The sequence below is a fragment of the Hahella ganghwensis DSM 17046 genome (assembly GCF_000376785.1).
GTDB lineage: Bacteria > Pseudomonadota > Gammaproteobacteria > Pseudomonadales > Oleiphilaceae > Hahella > Hahella ganghwensis.
The window spans coordinates 77697-103488 of record NZ_AQXX01000138.1; the positions used below are offsets into that span (position 1 = coordinate 77697).

Below are 25792 nucleotides of genomic sequence, written 5' to 3' on the forward strand. Positions count from 1 at the left end.
CTGCTGTTACAGATTCACTTCCGGGAAAAATACTCCGGGACTTCAATCAGGAACGCTTCGAAATGAAAAAAATGCTTTTACTTGCCATAACTCACGGTGTGGCGGTGTTTATAGGATTTGCAGCAGGTATTTACGCATTACCAATTCTTATCGCACCAGAATCACCGACTGCCGACGAGGTTTCTTCGGTATCCGGACAAGCGATGTTTACCGGACAATTCCGGCGTGATTTGGAAGGAAGTGACGGATTACACTGGGGAGAGGGAGAGATCTCAGTCAGTGGCAGTTCCATTGCCTTTCAGGGGGAGCTGGCTCCGGGTCCGGATTATAAGCTTTATCTTTCACCGACCTTTGTTGAAACTGAAAATCAATTCAATTCCCTGAAATCAAAAATGGTCCGAGTCGGAGATATCAAAACGTTCAATAATTTTATTGTCGAGCTGCCTGCGGACGTTAACCCGGATCAATTCACCACCGCAATTGTCTGGTGTGAAACCTTCGGGCAGTTTATTACTGCGGCGCAGTATCGGTAGATTTCTACTCTCTGATGCTTCCCGTGTAACTTTGCTCAGCCATTAACCTAAGGATATCTCTTACCGGCCGAGGTTGACAAATTATTCGAAAAAGCTAACTTTCTATCCCTATAATAACTTTAGGATTATAGAGGCTATGCTATTCTGAATAGACCTCTGAATTTGGAGATGCAGTCCAGTAGGAAAGAGTTGTAAGCTTTATCAGGCTTGCACTGATAAATTCAAATAAACCTGCTGACTGCCATAAAGGACACTCTTCAGGCAGGCACAACATATGAGACTAAATTTTCCTCTTTTAAACTGGCGAGTAGGGATTTTGGGAGCAATGTTTGCTCCGAATTTATTTGCAGCCGACATAACCACGGATGTCAGTACGAGTCAGATCATTGAAGCTCTGGGTATTCAGAGTAATCAAGTAGTTTCGATTACGACAAATGGCACTTCATCTGCCGCGATAGGAGTAGCTGACACTTCTGTTTTGGGGATCATTGAGAATCCACAATCCGGTAATGATTTATCACTCCTTTTCAGTAACAGCTTTCCTACAGAAGGGCGAGAGTTTCTTCTTATCTCAACAGGCGATGCATCCTTAGCCGGCGAGGCAAATGGCTCAGATAGTCTGTCCACAACACTGGACGGTCTTAATGCACCTGGAGATAATGGCGGCCAGGACATGGCCCAGATAGAAATGGTATTGGAGGCTCCAGAGAGCGCGCGGTGTGCCAGCTTCGACTTTTCTTTTTTTTCAGATGAATACAATGAGTACATCGGTTCCAATTACAATGACACCTTTTTGATAGAAAAAGGCGAATCCAACTTTGTCATCAATAATAATAGCGGAACGCTGGAAGTTGATGCCCCCAATAACTTTGCCTTTGATACCGCTGACAATGTCATTTCAGTAAACAGTTCTTTCAATACCGTGTGTGATACCGCAGCAGATACTCCTGGCGGATGTGATACCGGCTCAGTCTATGATAATGCCACGATCAAACTGCGTGCCTCCACGCCAGTCTCCGGGGGAGAAGAAGTCACCTTTATTATTTCAATTATGGACTTGGGTGATTCGGTATACGATTCCACAGCGTTTATTGATAAGTTTTTATGGAGCACTGAAGACTGCAGCAGTGGGGCACAGGAGATTGAGGACGCAGACAGTGATGGTTTGCTGGACGACTGGGAGACTTTCGGCGTAACGGTTGAACTCCCCGGGGGGGGGACGGAATTTGTCAACCTTCCTGCCATGGGGGCTGATCCCAATGTGAAGGATCTATTTATCGAACTGGACTGGATGGAAGAAGCAGGTGTTATCACCTACCGTCCAATTCCGGAAGTTTTGGATAAAGTCATTGCTGCATACGCTGCACTGGGTATCAATGTACATATCGATGCTGGCGCTGATTCCATAATGAATCCAGATACTGGAGAAACCTGGGCTGAGGCTGGTATTACTTCAGAAAGTAATAATGTCGGGCTGATAAGTACATTGGGATCAAGCTCAAGTGGTCAGTATAACTGGTCTGCATTTGACGAGCTGAAAGAAGATCATTTTCCAGTATCGCGCCGAAATATCTTTCACTACGGTATTATCGGCCATAACTCCCCGTTTTCTGGGGTCTCAGCGATTTCACGAAGCCTGAATGCCAGTGATTTCTTTGTTCCTATGGGGAGCTTCCTTGGCACGGTCAATGAACTTGCAGGCAGTATTTTAAGAGCAACTGGTGCAAACCTTGCTCTGCGTGACGGTGGAAGAGATAACACCCGATTCAAGCCGCACTATTTCAGTGTCATGAATCCACTTTACGCAATGGATGGACTCATTCTGGACGGTGTAGATGGGAATATGCTGTTCTCAACCGTGGATGTGGATGATCTTAATGAAGCATCGCTGAGTGAGGGCACAGGTCTGCCGACGACAGATACCATGCAGGTTATTGGTGTGAAGTATGCCTGTAGCGATGAGTTTGTCATTGCTGTGGATACTGAGGAATCTGTCGATTGGAACTGTAGTGGGTCTATAGCCGGTAGTGTATCAAATGACATCAATAACTCCGGCTCAGCTGAGGATGTACTGGAAACATACACAGATCTGGCATCCATGAAATTTGCGGGAGGCTTGATTGGCGAGCCTAACGCACTCATAACTTTGCCGACATTGACGGAGGTTAGCGGATATAAGCAGGAAACTCCGGTTTCTACCTTCGTACCAAGTGGGTATGAAGTGAGTGTCGTCATGCCCAGCTATAGGGAAATCAGCGGTACCTATAACCAGGAGTTCGTTATACGAAATCGCGGAAGCCAGGACGAAACCTTTACAGTAACTGCAACCAGTTCTGAAGGATGGGCGGACTTCAGCGGCCTTTCTGACAGCTATACCATTGCAGCAGGGGAACGTGTTGAGCTGTCTTTTCCTGTCAGTGTACCTGCAGGGACGGTAGATACGGATGAGATCAGACTGGTCGTGACAAGCAGTACCCACAGCACTGTGTACGATATTGCTGAAACCTATGTTGATGCAACGACAGCCACATCCGGCCCTGGTGCAACGAATATTGTTATCTTATATGAGGATGGAAATCCTTTCGTTGTCGTCGGTGCTGGCAGTATTCATTGGATTGTACTCGCCGGGCTGTCGATGTTGCTGTGTCTAAGAAGATTGGGGAGTTTTTCCTCTGTTCAACCAAATAGGGGGAATAACTAATGAAGTACCAAGGTGTTTTTTCCATAGCAGCCATATTGTGTCTGCTTCCTTCAGTAGCAACAGCGGAATTTTTTATTTCCGGAAAAGTTGGCTACATGGAACTGACAGCAGATGAGTTTGATGTTCCTACAGGAGGTGATTATGACCCTGCAGAAACCTACACTCTGTCGGCAGGTTACCTGCGAGACAATATTCTGTTTGAAGTCGGTTACATGCAAACTGGAGATTTTGACTTTCAGTCCAATGTGATAGAGAACGCCAGTTTTTCTTTAAAGGGGCCTCTGGCTCTAATTGGTGCCCAGACGAGGTTTGGAGAGTCCAGGTTTGGAGGAGCATTCAAAATTGGTGGCTGGTTCTGGGAGGCTGAAGGGCAATATGAGACGTTTGATGTTGGCGAAATAGAAAAGAGTGAATCGCCGATTGGAGTGTTGCAACTAAATTGGGCAGCCACTGAAAATATTAACCTCTATACCGAGTACACATACATTCATAAAATTCTAAATGATGGTGGTGCGAATATGCTCGGTGTTGGTGCTCGGTACGCTTTTTGATCCAGTTTATTCCTTTTGATCAAGCCTACTTCTCGTGATCAAACAAGGGCCTTCTGATTTTCAGAGGGCCTTTATACTTTCTTATCAGTGCAGCTTGTTTGATAACCAAAGATACTGATAAGGCATCAGTGTGACCTGTGCTACGCGGTCTTCAAACACCTTTTCCGATATAAGATCGACCCATTGATCTGTGGCGATCAGGTTCAGCTCTGACAGGTTGAATGTCTGTGGCTGGTCACTGACGTTGTGGATGGCGAAAATACTTTGTCGCCGGTCGATACTCTGGCGCCAGAACGAAAACAACGCCTCTCCGGTGTGTAATGTATATTGCACCGCATTAGGATGAAGCGCAGGCTGTCGCCGGCGGATCTTCAACAGTTTGCGAATGGCATTGAACACTCTTTGGTTATGGGTGTCGTGTTCCAGTGCCTGTTCCAGGTTTTCAACCTGCCAGATATGACGGTTGATGGATCGATAATGACCGGTATGTTCCACGCGCTGATAATCATTTTCTGTGGCGAAGAAACTGTGGATATAGAAAGCGGGTATCCCTTCTAAAGACGCCATAATGGCGTGGGCGCACATGAAACGGGCAAACTGCCATTGATCCGGGCCATGCTGTGCAGTTCCCGAAAAAGCATTCCACAGACTGATGTTGATTTCATAAGGTTTAGCTTCACCGCTCGGTGTGGTGCGTGAGCTGACTTTACCTCCGAAACGGGTCATTGTGGATATTAACGTGTCCAGTTCCCATTCTGTCAGCAAACCTTCCGTTGGTCTGACGCCGACCCCATCATGAGAGGCGATAAAGTTCAGATACGTTGTGCCGTATTGTGCCGGGGGCATGGTCATCAGCCAGTTTTTCAGGTGAATACAGGAACCGGTAACCATGGTGTTAATGAGCAGCGGCGGCAATGAGAAGTTGTAGATCAGGTGGGCTTCATTGGCGTTACCAAAGTAAGTGAGGTTTTCCCGGTTGGGGATATTGGTTTCCGTGATTATGACGGCATCTGGGGCGAAATGTTCGATCATCAGGCGCAGCAGACGAATCATTTCGTGGGTTTCCGGCAGGTTGATACAGGGGGTGCCGGGCGTTTTCCACAGAAATGCGACTGCATCCAGCCGGAACCAACGAATGCCTTTATCCAAATAAAGCCGGATGATCTTGAGGAATTCCAGAAGGACATTGGGATTTTTGAAGTCCAGGTCCACCTGATCATGGCTGAAGGTGCACCACACATAGCGGTCACCACGGTTGGTTTTGACTTCCCTTAACAGCGGTGAGGTCCTTGGGCGGACAACGGCACTGTGATCTTCCTCTGGTAATGCTTCAACAAAGTAGGAAGCACCGGGCTCTACATCATTTTTGTAGTTCTCAAACCACATGCTACGGCTTGAGCAATGGTTAATGACGAGATCGCCCATGACCTTGAACTTTTCGGTGATGGCCGATACATCGTCCCAGTTCCCAACGGATGGATTCACTGTCGTGTAGTCCATGACGCTGAAACCGTCATCAGAGCTGTAGGGAAAAAACGGAAGGATATGGACGGTGGATACACAGTCATTCAGGTGGCTGTTGAAGAAACGGGTCAGTGTCTGTAACGGTGCTTCATTCTCTCTGCGCAGACTATCCCCGTAAGTGATAATCATGGCATCACTTTGATCCCACAGATTGCGGTGGGGAGTCGGTGATGGCGTTTCGGCCGGTAAACCAAATTGTTGCAGGCACTCTTTGGCGAAGTCTGCCGCGTCCAGATCCGGATAAAGTATTTGCAGATGTCCGATCAGGCGTTGCTCCAACGGTGACAACTGACTGCGTTCCATAAATGTCCTCTATTGATGCATGGAAATGGTTTCCCGGCTGTCAGGCATATTGCGCCATATCGTCTTCTACAGCTGCGATTAATTGATCCAGGACGCCGGGAAATGCGCTGTTAACCCGGTTCCAACTGGAGATAAAGGGGGCTTCCATCGGGTATTGAAGGAAGTGATTTCCGGCCTTCATGATATTGCTGGCAAATAGCTCCACCGCCTGCTCTTCCTGGTGCACATCAAAACTCAAACCGTTGATGACGGCATCGTTCCGGTAGGTTTCTACAAAATCCAATGCAATACGGAAATAGGTCGCTTTAATTGTTCGGAAAGTCTCCTGATTGAAAACGATACCGTTTGTAGCCAGCTTTCGAAAAATGGCTTTGGTAATATCGATCGACATTCTTGATAGACCGGTATCTTCATTTTCCAGAGACAGGTCCTGATGCTTGTGGTCATAAACGTCGGCGATATCCACCTGGCATAGCCGGTTATTGGAATAGTTACGTTTCATTTCACTGAGAACGCCAATTTCCAGGCCCCAGTCACTGGGGATGCGAATATCGTTCATTACATCACGACGGAAGGAGAATTCCCCTGCCAGAGGGTATCGATAGCTGTCCAGGTAATCCAGATAGTCCATATTCCCGAAAACCTTTTTCAATGCCCGAAGAAGAGGCGTCACCAACAGGCGGCTCACCCTTCCGTTCATCTTACCGCTGGCAATTCGTGAATAAAAACCTTTGCAGAACTCATAGTTGAAGTTCGGATTGGCTACCGGGTAGATCAGCCGGGCCAGCAGTTCCCGATCATAGGTCAGAATATCGCAATCATGCATAGCCACCGATTCAGCATTGTTACTGGCCAGGGTGTATCCCATGCAGAACCATACATTTCTGCCTTTGCCGGGCTCCAGAGGAGACAACTCTTCTCCCTTCAGGGTTTTATCCACAGCTCTTAACCTGGGGCCATCATTCCACAGGACTTTGTGCTTTTGAGGTAATACGGAAAAGAATTTTAATGCTTCCCGGTACTGATCCTCGTTAGCCCGGTCGAGTCCAATCACAATCTCTGTCAGGTAAGGTACCTGCTTAAGATGCTCGATAATATTGGGCATGGCCTCGCCTTCCAGCTCTGAGTAGAGACAAGGCAGTATCAGGGCCATCGGCCTGGATTTGGAAAACTGGACCAGCTCGGCCTCCAGTTCCTCGACTGGACGTTGTGCCAGGTTATGTAGGGTGGTGATGATACCGTTCTGATAAAAATCCCCCATAATGGGCTCCCGCTGTGTCTGTTTAACTATTGTGGTTTTTGGCTGGCGTCTGGCGCCGCATCTGTTTGCGCGCCGGAATCCTTTAATACTTTAGAAACGGCTTCGGCCCAGCCTTCAGGCCCATAGTGTTCTGTCAGCCATACATCGTTTCTGTCCGGCACTTTCGGTGGCGGATGTGCCGGTGATCTGACCACAACGGCGATATCCGCTTTGCTCAACATGCCAACGTCGTTCTGGCCGTCACCCAGTGCCATCGTGGTCACGGCTTTTCCGAAGGCTTTGGTGTAGAGATCTGCGATCCAGAGCATGGCTTGTGACTTATCTGAGAGCCCCATGACATGGGCAAAGCGACCACCCCGTTGAATCTGCAGGTCCATATCGGACAACTCATTTGCGAAGCGCTTAAGGGCGCCGGGGGAATCCTGCCACAGCAATGGTTCGGTATATTCACGCTGCATGGCCAGACGCGCCTGAGCATCGGACAGGCCTGTCAGGTCAATAACATCCTGGACCGCCATGTCTGAAAAGCCGGTGAAGCGATAGCCGTCTCGCAGTTCCTGAATAATGTCGATCATGCGTGACCGGCTCGGAGCAAAAGCCTTCCGCCAATAGTCCCCAATATCTTCAAGAGGACTGATTTCATTTCCGCCTGGCAAAAGACCCAATTGGGAGGTTTTGGGAATATAGACGGCCGCACCGTTTTCGACGATAAATGCGTCTTGGTGGTGTAGCTGTTGTCTGAGTTCTATCAGCTCGGCAAACGTCTTACTTGTATTAAGAATGCAGGGAATGTGCTGCTTGAGGAGAGCTTCCAGTACGGGAGCGGCAGCCGCATGACTATAGGTGTGATGATCAAGCAGTGTTCCATCCAGATCTGTTGATATCAGTAGTGGGCTCATGCTGTTGTATATGGATACTGGTGCATCCAACTCTCTCTATTTGGAGGCCACAAAAGGTTTTTTCGAAAACCTTTTGTGGCAACCCCCTGGTTAATCGGTTGGCCAGGGATCGATACACGCGAAACAAGGTTATCGGAATCGTGCCTGGCTGATTCTATGATCTTCCTGCAAATCCAATACCACATCTGCCACACTGGGGAGAGTTTCCAGGTTCCACCGGGTCAGGCGTTCATAGTGCTGAATGAAGCGCTCCACCTGTTTGGGCGTCATGACTCGGTCAGGAATTTTCTCACCTTTGTCCAGGTAGGTTTGACGTAATTTCTGCTCCTGTAATGACCGCCATTCCTTTACCTGTTCGAAGCCTGGAACCTTCAGCAGGATCAGATGATCCAGCAGTCCGAACCATTGTGCGTAACGGGTTCTCAACTGTTGGTTGACGTAGTCTCTCCAGGTGCCGTTCCGGTCCTCATCGGCTTCCAGCGGGTTAATCGGGGGAGTCAAAAGATCAGAGGGCTGTGGTTGGCTGCCGACACACCATCCTTCAAACAAAACCACATCAAAGGGCCCGGTGACTGCTGGCCACTGAGCCTTAGCAAAGCAATCGTCCGTCGCCTTGTTAAACCTGGGCATCAGCACCGTTTCACCTTCCCCAGCATTCTGCAGGGATATCAGGGTCTGTATGCCCAGTTCAACATCGTGAGTACCAGGAACCCCTCTGGTAGCAAACAATGGGTGAATGTCTTCAGAAAGCTTTATACGGGCACCACGGGACAGATAAACATCGTCCAGCGAAAGGGAAGCACACGTCAGTTGAAACTGTTCTTCCAATATCAGCTGAAGAAAATGCACCAAAGTGGACTTCCCCGTTCCTTGTGCGCCACAAATGCCCCAAATTGGTGCTTTTTCTGAATCATGATGGTGCGCAATGTATTGCGCCGTCGGCAAAATACCTTTTTCCAGGGTGGATTCAAAACTGTCCGGTAACGCCTGCTGGTGCATGATGTCTCGTAGCTTTGTCACCAGATTTGGTTTGAGCTTTGAGGAAAGTTTATCGGTCATGGTGTGGCATCCTGTTTCCCTGCTGTCGGTCGTAGGGTTAGTGAAAATGTACTCCTGGAGTTTGAATGCAACAACTTTGCCTGGGGGCTTCGCTTGGAGGGAGAGTCGTTTCTGGTGAGAATAATGGAAGCTGCGAAGGGTTATTGGGACATGAATGGGGCATGGGCAAGTTCTCCTGTTTGAGAGGCTTCCTCGTAAGCTTCATTAACGCATATGCTGGCATCAGAATCGTCCTGCCAATCTTCGTCCCGATACAACTTGCACTGAATAACGTCTTGCAGAACGAGCTTAATGTTATTTAACAGCGAAGTTCTTACCTGCTCAATTGCCTCTTTTGAATTCTCAACAAAAACAACGGAATATCCGTATATGAACTCGGAGTCATCAAAGTGAATTGGGCAACCGTCAAGTATTGTCGACTTTGTGATAACCACCCATTTAACCATTAACAAATGTTGCTTTCTTTTAAATTAAGATTCAGTGCTGTTGATCGAGGCTTCCTCCTGGAACGGCTCCAAGCAGGTCCACGTGTCTGGACAGCTTCCAAATTTTGTAAGTCATAACTGCACAATCAAATTGGCCATTTGGACGAATATACTTGGCCGGGGTGATCAGTAACCTCGCTCGAATGTTGGCTCTATCTTGGTGCCATCGATCCACACTGACATTTCATCGGACCAGCCATAGACAATGATATCTTCGCCGTCGAATTCAACTTCTATTGAAGAAGTGGTTTGTTTTTCAGACTGAATCTTGACAGTGACGCCGTCATTTAGGGGATATTCCTCTGCCCATGGCTCAAGCACGAGTTTGATTTTTTTACGTGAGCTATTTCTAAAAAGTAGTGACTCAGGCATGCCAGCAAATTCCTGTATGTATTCTCAATAAACCTACACCACTACAGGGATCATACTCATTTTCCCGTTGAGTCCATAACCTACTTCAATATGTCTAGGACAGAGTAATGAATCTCCATTTTGGGCTGACTCTATGGTTTATTGAATTGTTACACTGCTCCCAGTATTCGGAGAGAGCCAGGTAATAGATTTCAAGGACGGATAGGTTTTTGATTGACAAATAGATTGGGTTAGTATCAATATCGTTCCGTGTTCTGGAACGTGGAACGATTATGTATATCTTAAAACCCCATGATATTGTCACTGCGTTAAAAATTGGCCGTAATGAACAAGATGCTAGGTTAAAAAAGGTTGGAGATCTGGCACATCTGTTACGGAACAATACGGTTGGAGAGTTGGCAGAGGATCTTGAGAAAGGGAAAGGAGATATCTCGCGCTCTATTAACCGACTCATTCAGCTTGGCTTGATCGCCGAGAGGCGAAGAAAGGCTGACGATCCTGCTGTTAGCAATCGAAAATTCTACTCGCTGAATAGACGCGCGATGGTAGATCTATTGATTGGTAGCATACGTCATATATTTGCGCCTGAAAAAAAAGGCTATGGTCGTGGATTCCCCACAGGTTGGAATTGCCCACAAATTAAATCACCTATGAATCCTCCAGACATGCCTCTGGTATGGCCGACTCCAGGAGGGCAAGTTCAGGGTGAATATATCGAGCCTCTATATCCCAAATGCCCAGAGGTGGCTGAAAAGGACGAAGGGTTGTACCAATTATTGGCTTTGATTGATGTTGTGCGAATTGGAAAACCTCGGGAGCTTCAATACGCGAAAGAATTATTGGAAACGAAGATAATGGAACTATATTCATGAACTACAACCTTAATATTGAGCAGATAAAAACGGTTGCACTAGCCCTCAAGGATTTGAAGGATGAAGTTGTATTCGTTGGAGGTTCTACAACTGCTTTACTTGTTGATTCTCCCTCACTCGGAAAAGCACGGCAAACCGAAGATGTGGACTTTATTGTCGACATCGCACTTAAAACGGAATTGAACAAATTTGAAGTGCGAATGAGAGAGTTAGGATTTAGGAATGATACATCTCCTGGAGCGCCACTTTGTCGCTGGTTAATTGGCTTTGGGGGAAAGTATTTGAAAGTCGACGCTATGCCGGTTGATGAAAGCGTTTTGGGTTTTTCTAACCAGTGGTATAAAGATGCAATCGAGACTGCGAATCTATTCGAACTTGACCAAGGTCTCTCCATTAAAGTTGTATCACCAATTTATTTCCTGGGAACCAAGTTTGAGGCGTTCAAGGGAAGAGGTAATGGCGACATTTTCTCCCATGACCTGGAAGATGTGTTCTATGTTTTGGAGCATCGTACTGGAATTGATCTGGAGGTTTATGAAGCTGGTGAAAGGGTAAAATCCTATTTGAAGTCAGAGTTTACAAATCTCTTAGACCACCCAGATTTGGATAATCATTTACCTGGTATGCTCGATCATCCAGATTCAGCAGAAGGGGTTGTTGCGAAGATGGTATTTATCTCTGAGAAGTGCTAGCTGCGGAGATCTGTTTCTCTTGTGTAGAAACACATGCCGTTCGACGCAGTTTCCAAGTGTCTTCCATACGTCTGGGGATATATAGAACCTTTTACTTTCTTATTAATCCACAGTGCCCTGCTCTACACATTCTAATCCACTCCAGAGCAAAGCCTGTAAATAGTTCAAGAAACTGTTTGACTTACCCCCCCGACCCCTATACTGTGGGCTCAGCTAGAAAGTAAGCCTCTTGTTTAAATTCTCCATTGCGTAGCATCTTAGTAGTCCTTCGTCCTGTAGTATCTAAATTTCAGTCTGATTTTTGTCGCTATCACATGCCTTCTCAAGGCATCACTATATTTTTCTACAGGTTATTATTTTATGTCTAATACAGTTACTGGCACCGTAAAATGGTTTAATGAGTCAAAAGGTTTTGGTTTCATTGAGCAGAAGTCTGGTCCCGATGTTTTCGCACACTTCAGTGCTATTGTAAGCTCAGGTTTTAAAACTCTGTTGGAAGGCCAACAGGTTGAATTCTCAGTGACTCAAGGTCCAAAAGGCCCGCAAGCTGAGAATATTGTTGCGATTTAATCGCGCATAGTTCTTACGAAAAAAGCAAGCCATCATGGCTTGCTTTTTTTATGCCCGGAATAAATGCGGGCAATGATGCAACATTAGTCCCGCATTGCCACAAACTCTTCCTCTGTCGTAGATTCAACGACGCTATTGATGATGGCGACAAACTGCGCGTGCTGTTTTCTAGTTAGTACAGGCTCGAGCATTGCATAAGTTTCCCGGTAAAGTGCCAGTTCCTGTTGCCATTCTCGAGTTTTTAGTGCGAGAAATGCCTCCCGCTGTTTTTGCATGATCTCGATATAGGCTGAAGCCTGATCGCTATTCAATGCCAGCAATTCAATCATTTCCCTGTCGACGTCAGCGTAGGGTTCCTGCGCTTTCACCAATACTGTCATTGAAGCCAGTAGCGCAACGGCGATCATCAGCACAAACTTCTTCATAAGACTTCTCCATTCAGTGGTTAACTCATGATTGAAGTTTGCAGGACGTCTGTGAAAAACCTGTGAGAAATACGAAATGCATTAAAAATTGTGCTATTTAATACAGTATAGGGGCGTGATGGCGGGGGCCCTGCAGTCTGCAAATTTAGGGGCAGTTCTCAGTAACATAAACGCCGTTCAACTAAAGTTGGATGTATCTAAGGAGCCTCTGAAAGCGTTGGCGAGACCGCCAACTTTTGATGCAGCAATAGCAGCGCAGATGGTATTTCCGAGGTTTCCTTAAGCTTTCTCGCATATAAGAACTATAAAAGGTGAGTCACGTGCATAAGTGTAAGATTCCATTCCTGGATGTGTGGAACGACCATATTCATCACTGTTTCAAAGTGTTGCTAATCCTGAGTGTCGGGTTGGTTGTTGGCTGTCATGAGGCTGGTGGATTGGGAGGCGACGGAGCAGAAACCCAATCCATTGCTGAAAGTGTGGCGCAAAATGCTTCGTCAGGCCGTATTGCGGCGAGTCTTGATGGCAATGTCATTACTATGGCTGAGGTGGATCACGCGATCCAACTGCCCCTTTATGATTTGGAGCGGGCCAAATTCGATCTCCGTGCTCTGGAACTGCGCAAACTTATACAGGCACAGCCGCCTGGATCTGAAAAACTGGAGGTTTTCCTGCAGCCTCCATTACCTCCGCGAATTGATTTACCACAGCCCACTATCCCAACTGACGGTATGGAAGGTGCACCGGTAACCCTGGCGATTTTCTGCAGCTTTCAATCCATACATTGTGTCCGACAGCAGGACATCTGGCAGCAGCTTCGTGATCAATATGGCGCCTTAATCCGCTGGCAGGCTTATGACTATCCTCTGGAAGTTCATCGATATGGGCGTATCGCCGCTAATGCGGCCCGTTGTGCTGGCGATCAGCAGCAATATTGGCGGTATTTCCGTAGCCTGTTCAGCTTTTATGATGACTTGACGGACTCGCGTTACAGAATGCTGGCGCGACAGTTGGCTTTGGATTTATCCGCATTCGAACAATGTCTGGAGGATCTTCGTTACCGGGATCAAGTGGAGGCTGATATTAGTGTTGGTGCGCAATTGGGGCTATCGAATGTACCCGTAGTATTTATCAACGGCTTGTATATCAGTGGGCCGCAGCCGATTCAGGAGTACCAACGCTGGATTGATTGGGAATTGAATCGACTGGGCATTCAGCAGGCGGAGAAAAAAGGGCATGAAAGTTCGTCTGACAGAATGTCAGGAGATGATGTGGCTGAGGAAGTCGGAAGTGTGGACAATCCGGCCCCCACGTCTTCCCCGCATAGCACCTCGGGCCGTGTAATGGCGCCGTCAGGAACAATAGAAGTCAGTCGGGATTGGTTGATGCAGCAATTGGAAAACCGTGAGCAGTTGGCAACAAAGTTTCAATCTGCCGAGCATGAAGTGGAAGGGTACAAATTGATGCGCCTGGAGGCGGTCAGTGAGCTGGAGTTCTTTCAGGTTTTGGGGCTGCAGGATCAGGACGTACTATTGCGTGTTGGTGAAGAGTGGCTCCATGAGGGGCAGAATCCACTGTGGGATTCGCTGGCGCAATTGACTGATAAGCCGGGTGAAGTCTCACTGATGTATTTTCGTAATGGATTACCTCAGCACATAAAAGTCGAGGTTCAATAGAGCGCGGTCTGCCATCAAACAAATTGGGGGTGACATAGGGGATGCGAGGCCGATACGTCACTGTATCAAAATGGCCGCCTGAAATTCCTGAGCGGCCTGATGATTAGTTGTCAGGGTTGCTGTTCCAGAGGATATCAGCCACCAGGTTCTGACCACGAATACTCGGATGGAAGCAGTCACCACCGTCGATGTCGTCAGGACCGAACACATAGGTGCCCGCTGATGGCGTGTTTTCATCGACATAGTCTGCAACCACCTCTATGCTCCGATCATTCCGGCCGTTGCTGTTACTGTTATATGCTGCGGCTTCTTCTGCCAGTATTTCGTTATAACGACGTTGCGCCTGAGAAACGCCGTTATAGCGCTGCTGAAATGATTCACCATTCATGGTGCCGCCATTGGTCGCAATACGGCATACACCAAAGGTAGACCAAAGACTTTCACAGTTAACCGTCCAGCTTTTTTTCGACTGTAGTGCCAGGCCGGCAGCTCTCAGATCCTGGACTCTGGGTACGCTGCCCAGATGGACTGTTGAGCCGGTAGGGAGGTTTCCGACCAGGACATCCAGACCATCCCTGACAGAACTTCGCCATTGGCTGTCTGTATAGATGGGGTCGTCGCAATTAGCCGGATCAGTGCAGCCACGGTTACAGAGATCGTTCCCCCCGAGCAGAACTTCTACGTGGTCGGGCTTATTGGTCTGGGCAACGATATTGTTGGCCTGGGTGGTAAAGTTATTGCCACCGCCACGCATTTCAGAGCCTGAGGCCGCTGCATTCTTGTTGGCGCTAATGTTACTGTCCAGGTTTTTATAGCGGTCATGAACGCTGTAGACACTTGAATCAGAACCATCAAACCAGGAGTGCTCCGGCTGGTCTCCGCCTAACAGACAAAACAAATCCCAGAACCAGATATTACCCGTACAATCGGCGGCGAACCCCATGGTAATACTGTCCCCGGCAGCAGTAGCTTTGGAAGGGAGGTCTGCTTGTGCACATTGAATAGATACGCTTAGTGCGATGAAAGTGGCGACGACGACTCGCCAACAGGAGTTGATCGAAAGTTTTATTGTTGTCATTTGAGTCTCCTTGAGGCGCTGGATAAGTGGGAGCTTTTCCAGTGCATCTTGTTTTTATTTTAATCAGCCTCGCAAAAACCAGTGTAGGAGTAAGGAAAACGGTGTTCAATTTACTGCGGGAAGGAATGTGAACCAGTGCCACATTCGTGGTGAAGAAATGATCAGAGGTGGGCTTATGAAAAGAGAAAGAGCGCGCGTATCACGCGCTCATCATGGTTAGTGCGGTATCCAGCATGCGATTGGAGAAGCCCCATTCGTTGTCATACCAGGCCAGTACTTTGATCATATGGCCATGAGCCTGGGTGTGGTTGGCATCAAAAATGGCTGAAGCGGGATTGTGGTTAAAATCGCAGGAAACCAGAGGGCGGTCATTGTATTCCAACACATGCATATCCAAACTGGCCAGACGCATGACTTCATTGATTTCCTCCCGAGTAGTCTCCCGGGTGACCTGGGCGGACAAATCAACCAGTGAAACATTTGGGGTTGGCACCCTGACAGACATCCCCGACAATCGTCCTTCCAGGCCGGGAAGGACCATGCCAATTGCCTGAGCGGCGCCGGTTTTGGTCGGAATCATGGACATCGCAGCCGCTCTGGCACGGCAGAGGTCTTTTGGGTGGGCCAGATCCAGTAGGTTTTGATCATTGGTATAGCTGTGTATCGTGGTCATGACACCACCTTCTATACCAAAATTTTCATGTATCACCTTTGCAACTGGCGCAAGGCAGTTAGTGGTACAGGAAGCGTTTGAGATCACCTGGTGTCCGGACTCGATAACGTGTTCGTTCACCCCATAGACCACGGTAGCGTCGGCATTCTTGCATGGCGCTGAGACAAGGACTTTTTTCGCTCCGGCGGCAATGTGGGCCTGAGCTTTTTCCTTGCTGTTAAATCGTCCGGTACATTCCATGACCAGATCGACTTCTGCTACTGCCCAGGGAAGCTCAAGAGGTTCCTTGTGCTGCAGAAGCGTGATGGCGTCACTGCCGACTTCCAGTAAGTCGCCACTTAGTTTGACCGGTTGGTTAAAGCGCCCATGGAGGGAGTCAAATTCCAGGAGATGGGCACAGGTTTCGCGTTCAGCTAGATCATTAATGGCGACGACCTGCATCATATCCCGGTAGCCGGATTCATAGATGGCTCTCAGTACGTTGCGACCTATACGCCCAAATCCATTGATGCCTATTCTGATCATAGTATTGCCTCGTCATCCACGTCAGTGGGCCGGTTAAACAGTGACGACGCCGAAACGTCTACAAATATTAAGTATAGGTAGAAATATAGAGGTCGCTAGGGGCTATCGAATATCGCAAGGCGCCCATGCCAAAGTCGTATGATACGTTGACAGACTCCAGTATGAACTTGTTATAAGTCAAATCTATGAAGGAGAGATACTCCCGGACAGGTCGCCCGGGAGTTGGGGGAATGAGGTCGGCTTACTTAATAGCGAGAAGTTCAACCTCAAACAGCAGCGTTTCATTAGGACCAATACGGCCGTTGCCGGTTGGACCATAAGCCAGGTCTGACGGGATAAACAGCTGCCACTTGCTGCCGGGCTTCATCAGTTGGAGTGCTTCGATCCATCCAGGGATGACGCCGTTAACAGGAAATGTGACAGGTTTGCCACGTTGAACGGAGCTATCAAACACATCACCGCTGATCAGAGTACCGGTGTAGTGAACTTCAACGGTATCGGTCAGAGCTGGGTTTTTGCCTTCACCTTCAGCCAGAACTTTGTACTGAAGACCGCTATCGGTGGTCACCACGCCATCTTTCTTGGCATTTTCAGCCAGGAAGGCGGTACCCTTTTCACGGTTTTCACTAGCCAGTTCTTCCATTTGCTGACGTTGTTTGGCCTGTTGCTGGGTTTGGTATTCCTGCATCAGCGCGGCAATTTCTTCATCGGTCAGTTTTGAGGGATTGCCAGAATAGGCATCCTGAATACCCATCATGAAGGAATCGATGTCCAGTTCAGGCATGCTGTCACCCAGGCGGCGACCAAACATTTGTCCGAAACTGTAGCCAATCTTCTGCTGCTCGGTTTCCAGCCCGGTTTTTTTATCTTCAGCCAGAGCGGTGGAACTCAACATGGCGGCGCAGGCAATTCCGCTCAGGCAGGCTAGGGCCTTTTTCATATTTACTCCTTTTTAGGATTGGGGCAAAGGTCCGTAAGGTAACCTGTTTTTAGGAACAGCACCACCCCGGAAACTAGTCGCTTCCGCCGGCAATCTCATTGAGGTGTTGGTTGCGGGCATTCATCAGTTCACGAACGGCTTTGGCCTCTTCCATGATATTCAGGGCGCGGTCAAATGACAGAACGTCCTCATCGGCGGCTTCTTCGAGAGTCTTTTGAGCCTCAGATGAGATTTGGGAGGTAGGTGAAATGGTGTTTTCCGGTTCTTCTTCTGGAACTTTAACTGATTGAATAATATTGGCTTTGTTGCTGACAGAGAGAGTCGCGACTTCAGTGCCTTCGGGCGGTGGGGCATCACTGTATTGCCAGACACCTTCGCTGTCCTTCCATTTATATACTTGGCGAACAACCTCTTTTTCCGGTAGTTTCTTGTCCAGTTGAATTAGCGTGGGTGTGTCCTGATCCTTAAGAAATGGTAATGACCACATGGCACCCCCGCTTTGCCCTTTAATGAAAAACGGAATAGCGAGTGCTACGCACAGGGAACAGATTGTCAGAAACCGGAATATCCACTTCATTTGTCAGTAAGCTGTCAGATGCGTTAACTGAGCTACTCGCCGCTTATCCTTTATACATCTGAGGCGGGAGTCTCATTGTTGAGTAGTAAAAAAGACAGTCTCTCAATTTCGCTGTCAATAACAGGGTGAGCGTGCCCCTCGCAGAGCAAAGTGTCAAGCAGGTTTTGGTTACATATGGTGACGATATCTAGTTTTTCCGATGGGGGGGATGCCTCCGATATCGGTACAAGTCTACAGTGCTCCGTTACGTGCCTGTATATCTGAGCTAGCTCGACTTGTTCAGCAAGAATTTCCAGCCGCAGTGCGGTGGAGCGTAGTTTGCGTTCAAGGCAGATTTGCTTGTTAAGGGATTGCCGGCAAAGTCTGATGGGAAGGATGATACGGTGACGCCACTCGCTGACATGATTGTGAACCTGTTGAACACTCATTCGCATGCCGTTCAGGGCCGTCCAACCTGCGGCCAGCAACAGGTTGACGTCGGCGCCCCTGGACTCCTGCAGGTGCAGACACAAGTCTCTAAGTTCCGGATGAGTGTAGCGGGAACAAGCATACTCCCAAAGAGCGTTATTCAGTTGCAGAGGTTGCTTGTCGGATAAAACGTCCATCATTGCCCTATCTGGTATCAGTTCGCCTCATCCGGGCATATTCACCCGCCGGGCTGCATGGTAGAATCCGCCGCCATGCTAAATATCAATCATCTATCTATACAACGTTCAGGGCAATACCTGCTGGAAAATGTCGATTTGACACTTAATCCAGGCAGTCGGGTTGCTATTGTCGGCGCCAATGGCTGTGGCAAATCCACAATGTTCAGCCTGATTATGGGGCAGTTAACCGCCGATACAGGTGAAATCCAGATGCCCGGTGGAACTCGTATCGCTCACATGGCTCAGGAAACACCCGCGCTGGATTGCTCGGCGCTGGACTTTGTATTGGACGGTGATAAAGAGCTGCGTCGAATTCAGAAAGCTTTGGCTCAGGCGGAAGCAGATGAAGACGGTATGGCGGTGGCACGATACCATCAGGCTCTGGACAGCATTGACGGCTACACGGCTGACGTTCGGGCCAGACAACTGCTGGAGGGGCTTGGATTCAGACGTTCCCAACAGGACAAACCTGTCGGCTCATTTTCCGGTGGCTGGCGAATTCGTTTGAATCTGGCTCAGGCGTTGATGTGCCCCTCTGATTTGATGCTGCTGGATGAACCGACCAACCACTTGGATCTGGATGCTCTTGTGTGGCTGGAGAACTGGCTACTCAGATATACCGGGACGCTGCTATTCATTTCGCACGACCGGGATTTTATTGATCATCTTGCCACCAATATCGTGCATTTTGAGAACCGTAAACTGCAGCTGTATACCGGTAATTACAGCCAGTTTGAAGTTGCCCGTGCCAGTCGTCTGGCCCAGCAACAGGCCATGCATGAGAAGCAACAGACCCGGATTGCCGAAATTCAGAACTTTGTCCGTAAATTCGGTGCCAAGGCGACAAAAGCCCGTCAGGCACAAAGCCGATTGAAGGAACTGTCCCGTATGGAGCTGATCGCACCTGCACATGTGGACTCCCCCTTCAAGTTCTCCCTTCCCTGCAGTGACAAAATGTCCAGCCCCTTATTGGTTCTGGATAATGCCGTGATGGGATATGGCCAGACGCCGGTGCTGAACAGGGTTAATATGACCTTGCTTCCAGGTATGAGAATCGGGATTCTGGGCGCGAACGGCGAAGGTAAATCCACATTGGTGAAAACACTCGCGGGGCAGTTGCAACTGATGGGCGGAGATCGGACAGGGGGTGAACATCTCCGAGTCGGTTATTTTGCCCAGCATCAGTTAGAAGCTCTGGATGTTACAGCGACCCCCATGCAGATGCTGCAGAAACAACGTGCGGCTGCGTCTGAACAAGAGATTCGTAATTTCCTTGGTGGCTTTGGCTTTCCTGGAGATCAGGCGACAGGAGATGTTCGTAATTTCTCAGGCGGAGAAAGGGCCCGACTCGCATTGGCTTTGATTGCCTGGAACAAGCCTAATCTGCTATTGCTCGATGAGCCGACCAACCACCTGGATCTGGAAATGCGGCATGCTCTGAATATTGCTCTTCAGGAATACCCGGGCACAGTCATCGTGGTGTCTCATGATCGACATCTGCTGCGAGCCCTGGCGGATCAGTTTGTGTGGGTACACGCAGGCAAGGTTGAGCCGTATGATGGCTCGCTGGAAGATTACGAGGCTGAATTAACCCGCCTGCTCAAGCTCAAGGTTCAGGCTGAAAAAGAGTCTGAGAGACAGTCAAATGGGCTGAGTGCAGGGACCGGAATTGATAACGATTGCGAAGATGATTCTGGCAAAGAGGTCGAAAGTGCCGAAGAAAAAAGAGCCCGTAAGCGAGAAGAGGCTGAGCGCCGTCAGAAGCTAAGTCCTCTAAAAAAACAGATTGGTCAGTTGGAAAAGAAAATGGAATCTCTGCAGAACAGGCTGGCTCAGGTAGAGGAGACTCTATCGGACAATGAGCTTTATCTGGACCATAAAAAAGATGAGCTAAAGCAGGCTTTGGCAGAACAGCAATCCGCAAAACAGGAACTGGCGGATGTAGAGGAGCATTGGCTGGCTTTAAATGAAGAGCTGGAAAGCCTCTCTTTCTAAGTCTTAATTGATTCAGAGAACCTCAGAAAAACGTTAGCGACGTTGTACTGGCAACGCCTGTGGTTTTTCTGAGGTTTCTTGTTTTAGCTGCCTGAAGAAGAGTCGTCGAAGGTCAGTTTAAAGCCAAACTTGCTCAGATATGCCTGTTCTGACTCCAGTTCCGCCAGGATCAGGCTTCGATCCTGAAGCCAGTTGGCAGGGAATTGCAGGTGGAGTTGCTTATTATTGCCGGAAGCGGTTAATCCATTCGGAGTCTCGCCGTTTCTCGGTCGCTGCAGAACGACAGCGAGTCTTAGGAGTATGGCCAGAGGTTTGAGAGTTTCGGCCTCTTCAGTGCAATATTCACTGAACAAGGCATCATTGATCTTGCGGCGATGGAACCTGACCAGAACCGCCATGGCAAACTGCGATTGTCTGCTGAAACCGGCAAGATCCGAGTAACGAATCAGGTAAGCGCCATGCTTATGGAACTGTGAATGGGAGATGGCCAGACCAACTTCATGTAGCTGGGAGGCCCATCGCAACAATTCTCTTTGGTCGTCCTCAAGTTCCAGCGGTTCCTTTGAAGCCTGCCACAGTATATCGGCGGTGTCGGCAACGGCCATCGCATGATCTCGATCGGCCAGATAACGCTCCTGCAGACTGTTTATGGTTCTTTCCCGGACATCTTCGTGCTGATTTCGTCCAATCATGTCGTAGAGTAGACCTTCCCTCAGGGCACCGTCACAGAATTCCATTTCATTTATTTTCAGGACATCGAACGCAGCCAGCAAAATCGCCAGACCTGAAGGAAAGATCGACAGCCGGTCTTTGCGTACGCCAAGCTTGGCCAGACGACTGATGCTACCCAGGCGTACCACTTCACTGTGAAGTTTGTTGAGCCCTTCCATGGTGATCGCATCACCTTTGCTCCATTCATTGGCAATCAGGACCTGAGCGATAGCTTTAATTGAACCGGACGAGCCCACACAGTGATGCCATCCTACCTTCCTGTACCGGCTGCGGATGCTGAGCAGCTCGCGGGAGGCTTCCACGACAGCTCTCGCCATTTGGACCGAGGTGATTTTTCCGTCGCTGAAATATTTGTCGCGGAAAGACACGCAGCCCATGTGAAGGCTCTCCAATTCCCTGGTCTCGAAACGCTGCCCGATAATAAATTCCGTACTGCCCCCTCCGATATCGATGACCAGCCGGTTATCTGCATCGTCCGCCAGAGAATGCGCTACACCCAGATAGATAAGCCGGGCTTCTTCCCGGCCACTGATAATGGACACTTTATGGCCAAGCAGTTTTTCGGCTTTGCGTAAGAAGGTTTTTGCATTTTTGGCGACCCTCAGAGCATTGGTGCCGACGACCAGGACTGATTTATCCGACATCCCCTGTAGACGCTGGGCAAATCTCTCAAGACATGCCAAAGCCCTGTGCTGTGAGGCCTCGTCCAGAAAATGCCGGTGGTCGAGTCCGGCAGCAAGCTGAACTTTTTCCCCCAACTTTTCAAGAGGGCGGATCTCGTTATGGACCAGTTGAGCCACCACCATATGAAAGCTGTTGGAGCCCATATCTATCGCAGCGATGAGATCAGATTGAGCAATGGTGGAGGATTGGTTTTCTACAGCGGTGGTGGGGTTTGTCATGAAGGCCCTTGAAATCCAGATTGGAAGCCTTATATTTAAGCAATCCCTAAGTTCATTCTCAACTGCGCGCGTGAAATCTTATTAGTCGCAATGTTGAATGTCCGGCGGCCTGCTCAATTGAACGCTATTAGGTTGCCTGATGATTCCATGCTGTTTAGTATGCATGGCACACTGAAAACTGCGGAAACGCATGATTCTTTTTCTCTGCAGTTGAGACTTATTTCGAATTTTATAAAGCCCAGGAATAAATTTATGAGCAGTCAAATTGTGAACGTTACTGATGATTCTTTTGAGACCGAGGTTCTGCAATCCGAGCTGCCGGTGCTGGTAGACTATTGGGCAGAATGGTGCGGTCCATGCAAGATGATTGCCCCGGTATTGGAAGAAATTGCAGAAGAATACGGCGACCGCTTGAAAGTGTGTAAGCTGAATATCGATGAAAACGAAAAAACTCCACCTAAGTTCAGCATCCGTGGGATTCCGACTTTGATGCTGTTCAAAGGCGGAAATGTCGATGCGACTAAGGTTGGCGCACTGTCCAAGTCCCAGTTGACAGCGTTTTTGGATAGCAATCTGTAAGTATTTTGATCGGCGGGGAAATATTCCCCGCTGAAAAGTTTGCAATTTTCTGGACGACGGCTATAAATCAACCTATACTAATTTTGCTTTCATTTTATCGCGGTGAAAGTCCCCCCTCTCATCGCAAAGAATTCCAAGACGAGTGTTTAATTAGTTTTATATGACATTTGTCATTAAAGACGTCTGTCGTTCGGGTTTGATCCTGAAGATAGCGTCTGACTGTTAACCCGAAGCAAATAATCTTTCCGACTAAACCCAACGTCCTCTCTAGTCAGGTCAATCATTTTCAATCCTATGAATCTTACTGAACTTAAAAAGAAACCCGTTCCAGAACTACTCACCATTGCCGAAGAAATGGGCTTGGATAACATGGCCCGTTCCCGTAAACAGGATGTCATCTTCAGTATTCTGAAGAAACACGCCAAAAGTGGCGAAGACATTTACGGAGATGGTGTCCTTGAAATTCTCCAGGATGGATTCGGGTTTCTCCGATCGGCAGACAGCTCATACCTGGCCGGCCCGGATGACATTTATGTCTCGCCCAGCCAGATCCGTCGTTTTAACTTACGTACGGGAGATACCATTGCCGGAAAGATTCGGCCTCCCAAAGACGGTGAGCGTTATTTCGCGCTGTTGAAAGTTAATGAAATCAATTTCGACAAGCCCGAAAATGCCCGCAACAAGATTCTCTTCGAAAACCTCACACCTTTATTCCCACAAGAACGTTTAAGACTTGAAGCCGGAAACGGCAGTACTGAAGACTTGTCTGCGCGTATTCTTGATCTGGTTGCGCCAGTGGGTAAAGGGCAGCGTGGGTTGATCGTATCGCCTCCTAAAGCTGGTAAGACGCTGCTGATGCAGAACATTGCCCAGTCGATTACCCGTAACAATCCAGAATGTCATCTGATGGTGCTGCTGATTGATGAGCGGCCTGAAGAGGTGACCGAGATGCAGCGGACTGTGCGCGGGGAAGTGGTTGCCAGTACCTTCGATGAGCCACCGGCGCGTCACGTACAGGTGGCTGAAATGGTTATCGAGAAGGCTAAGCGTCTCGTTGAGCACAAGAAAGATGTGGTTATCCTTTTGGACTCCATCACTCGTCTGGCGCGAGCCTACAACACCATCATACCGTCATCCGGTAAGGTGTTGACCGGTGGTGTGGATGCCCATGCACTGGAACGGCCAAAGCGTTTCTTTGGTGCTGCCCGTAACGTTGAAGAAGGTGGCAGTCTGACAATCCTGGCAACAGCATTGATCGACACCGGTTCCAAAATGGATGAAGTCATCTACGAAGAGTTCAAGGGAACCGGTAACCTGGAGGTTCATCTGGATCGCAAGGTTTCGGAAAAACGAGTGTTCCCGGCCATTAACATTCGCCGTTCCGGCACGCGTCGGGAAGAACTGCTTATGTCGGAAGATGAGCTGCAAAGAGTCTGGATTCTTCGCAAGCTGCTTCATTCCATGGAAGACGACATTGCGGCAGTTGAGTTCCTGATCGACAAATTGAAAGATACCAAGACCAACGATGAATTCTTCCAGGCAATGAAGAAGCGGTAGTGCTTTTAAAGTATTTTATTGCCGTATAAGAGACGATTTACTTCGTACAGATTGATAAAACCCCTGGCGGTATTCCCCGGGGGTTTTTGTTATCAGGGGAGGGATCGCGGCGGTGTATCGCTTTATTCCCTCTCCAGCACAAGCGACAAACATATCAGCAAATCAACACTCGGAAACAGATATGGGATTCAAGTACAACGATTTACGAGACTTTATCAAGGTACTGGAAAAGCGTGGCGAGCTAAAACGCATTAAGACCCCCGTTGACCCGAAGCTGGAAATGACGGAAATCTGTGACCGGACACTCAGGCGCGGTGGTCCCGCGCTATTGTTCGAAAATCCGAAAGGCTATTCGATGCCGGTGCTTGGTAATCTGTTCGGCACTCCCGAGCGTGTTGCTCTGGGAATGGGGGCAGAAAGCGTCGAAAACCTCAGGGAGATAGGTCAGCTCCTGGCTTTTTTGAAGGAGCCGGATCCCCCGAAGGGTTTTAAGGATGCCTGGAGTAAGCTGCCGATATTCAAGCAAGTCATGAATATGTCGCCAAAGGAGGTGCGTTCTGCACCCTGCCAGGAAGTCATCAAGGAAGGGGATGATGTCGATCTATATCAGTTGCCTGTTCAAACCTGCTGGCCCGGAGACGTTGGGCCGCTAATTACCTGGCCGCTGGTGATTACAAAGGGGCCAAATAAGCCTCGGCAGAACCTCGGTATATACCGGCAACAAGTGATCGGGCGTAACAAATTGATCATGCGATGGTTGAGTCACCGAGGTGGTGCGCTGGATTATCGTGAATGGTGTGAAGCCCATCCTGACCAACCTTTTCCTGTCACCGTTGCCCTGGGAGCGGATCCAGCTACTATTCTCGGCGCTGTTACACCAGTGCCTGACGGCCTGTCGGAATATGCCTTTGCCGGTCTGTTGCGTGGCAACAAAACGGAAGTCGTGCAGTGTCTGGGGAGTGACCTTCAGGTGCCTGCAAGTGCTGAAATCGTACTGGAAGGTGTCATTCACCCTGGTGAGACTGCCCCCGAGGGGCCATTTGGTGATCACACCGGATATTACAATGAGGTGGATGAGTTTCCGGTGTTTACAGTCGATCGTATCACGCAGCGCAAGAATCCCATCTACCATAGTACCTACACTGGCCGTCCGCCTGATGAACCTGCCGTGCTCGGCGTAGCATTGAATGAAGTGCTGGTGCCAATACTTCAGAAACAGTTTCCGGAGATCGTGGATTTCTACCTGCCGCCTGAGGGATGCTCCTATCGTCTGGCGGTTGTCACCATGAAGAAACAATACCCGGGGCATGCCAAGCGGGTCATGATGGGGGTGTGGTCGTTTTTGCGACAGTTCATGTATACCAAGTTTGTTATCGTGACTGATGATGATGTTAATGCCCGGGATTGGAAGGACGTTATCTGGGCGATAACGACGCGTATGGATCCTGCCAGGGACACTGTCATGGTTGAAAATACGCCAATTGACTATTTAGACTTCGCCTCGCCGATCTCCGGCCTTGGCTCAAAAATGGGAATGGACGCTACCAACAAATGGCCGGGTGAGACCTCCAGGGAATGGGGACGTACTATTGTCATGGATGATGCCGTCAAGCAACGGGTTGATGATATCTGGTCTGAATTGGGAATAGATTAAAGCGACATGG

The 25792-nt window shown here is 48.7% G+C and carries 24 protein-coding genes; 12 read left to right on the forward strand and 12 right to left on the reverse strand.

What is annotated here, in order from left to right; genetic code table 11:
- Positions 1 to 62: 62 nt before the first annotated feature.
- The 3 genes from F566_RS0125820 (at position 63) to F566_RS0125835 (ending at position 3785) form a co-directional block, all read left to right on the forward strand.
- Positions 63 to 533, forward strand: a complete 471-nt coding sequence (locus tag F566_RS0125820; RefSeq protein WP_020409938.1) for a DM13 domain-containing protein — start codon at positions 63 to 65, stop codon at positions 531 to 533.
- Between the two features lie 325 nt (positions 534 to 858).
- Positions 859 to 3234, forward strand: a complete 2376-nt coding sequence (locus tag F566_RS0125830) for a choice-of-anchor L domain-containing protein (protein ID WP_020409939.1) — start codon at positions 859 to 861, stop codon at positions 3232 to 3234.
- Positions 3234 to 3785, forward strand: a complete 552-nt coding sequence (locus F566_RS0125835) for a porin family protein (RefSeq protein WP_020409940.1) — start codon at positions 3234 to 3236, stop codon at positions 3783 to 3785. The genes F566_RS0125830 and F566_RS0125835 overlap by 1 nt, the downstream gene beginning before the upstream one ends.
- A gap of 84 nt (positions 3786 to 3869) precedes the next feature.
- Here F566_RS0125835 and F566_RS0125840 read toward each other — a convergent pair whose 3' ends face one another.
- From F566_RS0125840 to F566_RS0125855, 4 genes are all read right to left on the reverse strand, one after another.
- Positions 3870 to 5612 (reverse strand): alpha-amylase family glycosyl hydrolase, encoded by a 1743-nt coding sequence (locus F566_RS0125840; RefSeq protein WP_020409941.1) that lies wholly within the window; start codon positions 5610 to 5612, stop codon positions 3870 to 3872.
- Between the two features lie 40 nt (positions 5613 to 5652).
- Positions 5653 to 6873, reverse strand: coding sequence for a glycosyltransferase family protein (locus F566_RS0125845; RefSeq protein ID WP_020409942.1), 1221 nt, complete (start codon positions 6871 to 6873; stop codon positions 5653 to 5655).
- A gap of 26 nt (positions 6874 to 6899) precedes the next feature.
- Positions 6900 to 7802 carry an HAD-IIB family hydrolase gene (locus F566_RS0125850; protein ID WP_245555305.1) on the reverse strand — a complete coding sequence of 301 codons (903 nt, stop codon included), beginning with the start codon at positions 7800 to 7802 and terminating at the stop codon, positions 6900 to 6902.
- 99 nt (positions 7803 to 7901) lie between these two features.
- Positions 7902 to 8831 carry a hypothetical protein gene (locus F566_RS0125855; protein WP_020409944.1) on the reverse strand — a complete coding sequence of 310 codons (930 nt, stop codon included), beginning with the start codon at positions 8829 to 8831 and terminating at the stop codon, positions 7902 to 7904.
- Between the two features lie 65 nt (positions 8832 to 8896).
- Between F566_RS0125855 and F566_RS37045 the strand changes: the two genes are divergently transcribed.
- Positions 8897 to 9133, forward strand: coding sequence for a hypothetical protein (locus F566_RS37045; protein WP_157497098.1), 237 nt, complete (start codon positions 8897 to 8899; stop codon positions 9131 to 9133).
- A 309-nt stretch (positions 9134 to 9442) separates the two neighbouring features.
- On the opposite strand, the gene F566_RS0125865 is transcribed toward F566_RS37045, so the two are convergent.
- A complete protein-coding gene (locus F566_RS0125865; RefSeq protein WP_020409946.1) occupies positions 9443 to 9688 on the reverse strand; it encodes a hypothetical protein in 246 nt (81 codons plus the stop codon).
- A gap of 272 nt (positions 9689 to 9960) precedes the next feature.
- Here F566_RS0125865 and F566_RS35825 point away from each other — a divergent pair, with 272 nt between their 5' ends.
- The 3 genes from F566_RS35825 (at position 9961) to F566_RS0125880 (ending at position 11822) form a co-directional block, all read left to right on the forward strand.
- Positions 9961 to 10560 carry a winged helix-turn-helix domain-containing protein gene (locus F566_RS35825; RefSeq protein WP_020409947.1) on the forward strand — a complete coding sequence of 200 codons (600 nt, stop codon included), beginning with the start codon at positions 9961 to 9963 and terminating at the stop codon, positions 10558 to 10560.
- On the forward strand, positions 10557 to 11252 hold the full coding sequence (locus tag F566_RS34125; protein ID WP_020409948.1) for a nucleotidyl transferase AbiEii/AbiGii toxin family protein: 696 nt from the start codon (positions 10557 to 10559) through the stop codon (positions 11250 to 11252). The genes F566_RS35825 and F566_RS34125 overlap by 4 nt, the downstream gene beginning before the upstream one ends.
- 360 nt (positions 11253 to 11612) lie before the next feature.
- Positions 11613 to 11822 (forward strand): cold-shock protein, encoded by a 210-nt coding sequence (locus tag F566_RS0125880; protein WP_020409949.1) that lies wholly within the window; start codon positions 11613 to 11615, stop codon positions 11820 to 11822.
- 83 nt (positions 11823 to 11905) lie between these two features.
- Here the strand turns inward: F566_RS0125880 and F566_RS0125885 are convergent, their stop codons facing one another.
- Complete coding sequence (locus F566_RS0125885) at positions 11906 to 12247, reverse strand: hypothetical protein (protein ID WP_020409950.1); 342 nt, start codon at positions 12245 to 12247, stop codon at positions 11906 to 11908.
- Positions 12248 to 12567: 320 nt separating this feature from the next.
- Between F566_RS0125885 and F566_RS35830 the strand changes: the two genes are divergently transcribed.
- Positions 12568 to 13923, forward strand: coding sequence for a thioredoxin domain-containing protein (locus F566_RS35830; protein ID WP_020409952.1), 1356 nt, complete (start codon positions 12568 to 12570; stop codon positions 13921 to 13923).
- A gap of 103 nt (positions 13924 to 14026) precedes the next feature.
- Here the strand turns inward: F566_RS35830 and F566_RS0125900 are convergent, their stop codons facing one another.
- The 5 genes from F566_RS0125900 to F566_RS0125920 all read right to left on the reverse strand — a co-directional run bounded on the left by F566_RS0125900 (position 14027) and on the right by F566_RS0125920 (position 18324).
- Positions 14027 to 15001 carry an SGNH/GDSL hydrolase family protein gene (locus F566_RS0125900; protein ID WP_020409953.1) on the reverse strand — a complete coding sequence of 325 codons (975 nt, stop codon included), beginning with the start codon at positions 14999 to 15001 and terminating at the stop codon, positions 14027 to 14029.
- A gap of 199 nt (positions 15002 to 15200) precedes the next feature.
- Complete coding sequence (gene gap, locus F566_RS0125905; protein WP_020409954.1) at positions 15201 to 16199, reverse strand: type I glyceraldehyde-3-phosphate dehydrogenase; 999 nt, start codon at positions 16197 to 16199, stop codon at positions 15201 to 15203.
- Between the two features lie 241 nt (positions 16200 to 16440).
- Complete coding sequence (bamJ, locus tag F566_RS0125910; protein WP_020409955.1) at positions 16441 to 17139, reverse strand: BamJ family beta-barrel-assembly machinery protein; 699 nt, start codon at positions 17137 to 17139, stop codon at positions 16441 to 16443.
- 73 nt (positions 17140 to 17212) lie between these two features.
- Entirely contained in the window at positions 17213 to 17626 is a 414-nt protein-coding gene (locus tag F566_RS0125915; RefSeq protein ID WP_020409956.1) for a DUF4124 domain-containing protein, read from the reverse strand.
- A 140-nt stretch (positions 17627 to 17766) separates the two neighbouring features.
- The gene (locus F566_RS0125920; RefSeq protein ID WP_020409957.1) at positions 17767 to 18324 is read right to left on the reverse strand and encodes a TIGR02444 family protein; all 558 of its coding nucleotides are present in this window, start codon (positions 18322 to 18324) and stop codon (positions 17767 to 17769) included.
- Between the two features lie 72 nt (positions 18325 to 18396).
- Here F566_RS0125920 and F566_RS0125925 point away from each other — a divergent pair, with 72 nt between their 5' ends.
- Complete coding sequence (locus F566_RS0125925) at positions 18397 to 20358, forward strand: ATP-binding cassette domain-containing protein (RefSeq protein WP_020409958.1); 1962 nt, start codon at positions 18397 to 18399, stop codon at positions 20356 to 20358.
- A gap of 83 nt (positions 20359 to 20441) precedes the next feature.
- On the opposite strand, the gene ppx is transcribed toward F566_RS0125925, so the two are convergent.
- Positions 20442 to 21992, reverse strand: coding sequence for an exopolyphosphatase (gene ppx / locus F566_RS0125930; protein ID WP_020409959.1), 1551 nt, complete (start codon positions 21990 to 21992; stop codon positions 20442 to 20444).
- 252 nt (positions 21993 to 22244) lie between these two features.
- Between ppx and trxA the strand changes: the two genes are divergently transcribed.
- From trxA to ubiD, 3 genes are all read left to right on the forward strand, one after another.
- Entirely contained in the window at positions 22245 to 22571 is a 327-nt protein-coding gene (gene trxA, locus F566_RS0125935; protein ID WP_026180322.1) for a thioredoxin TrxA, read from the forward strand.
- Between the two features lie 294 nt (positions 22572 to 22865).
- Positions 22866 to 24128: a transcription termination factor Rho gene (gene rho, locus F566_RS0125940; RefSeq protein WP_020409961.1), complete on the forward strand. Its 1263-nt coding sequence runs from the start codon at positions 22866 to 22868 to the stop codon at positions 24126 to 24128.
- Positions 24129 to 24309: 181 nt separating this feature from the next.
- On the forward strand, positions 24310 to 25782 hold the full coding sequence (gene ubiD / locus F566_RS0125945) for a 4-hydroxy-3-polyprenylbenzoate decarboxylase (RefSeq protein ID WP_020409962.1): 1473 nt from the start codon (positions 24310 to 24312) through the stop codon (positions 25780 to 25782).
- Positions 25783 to 25792: the final 10 nt, after the last annotated feature.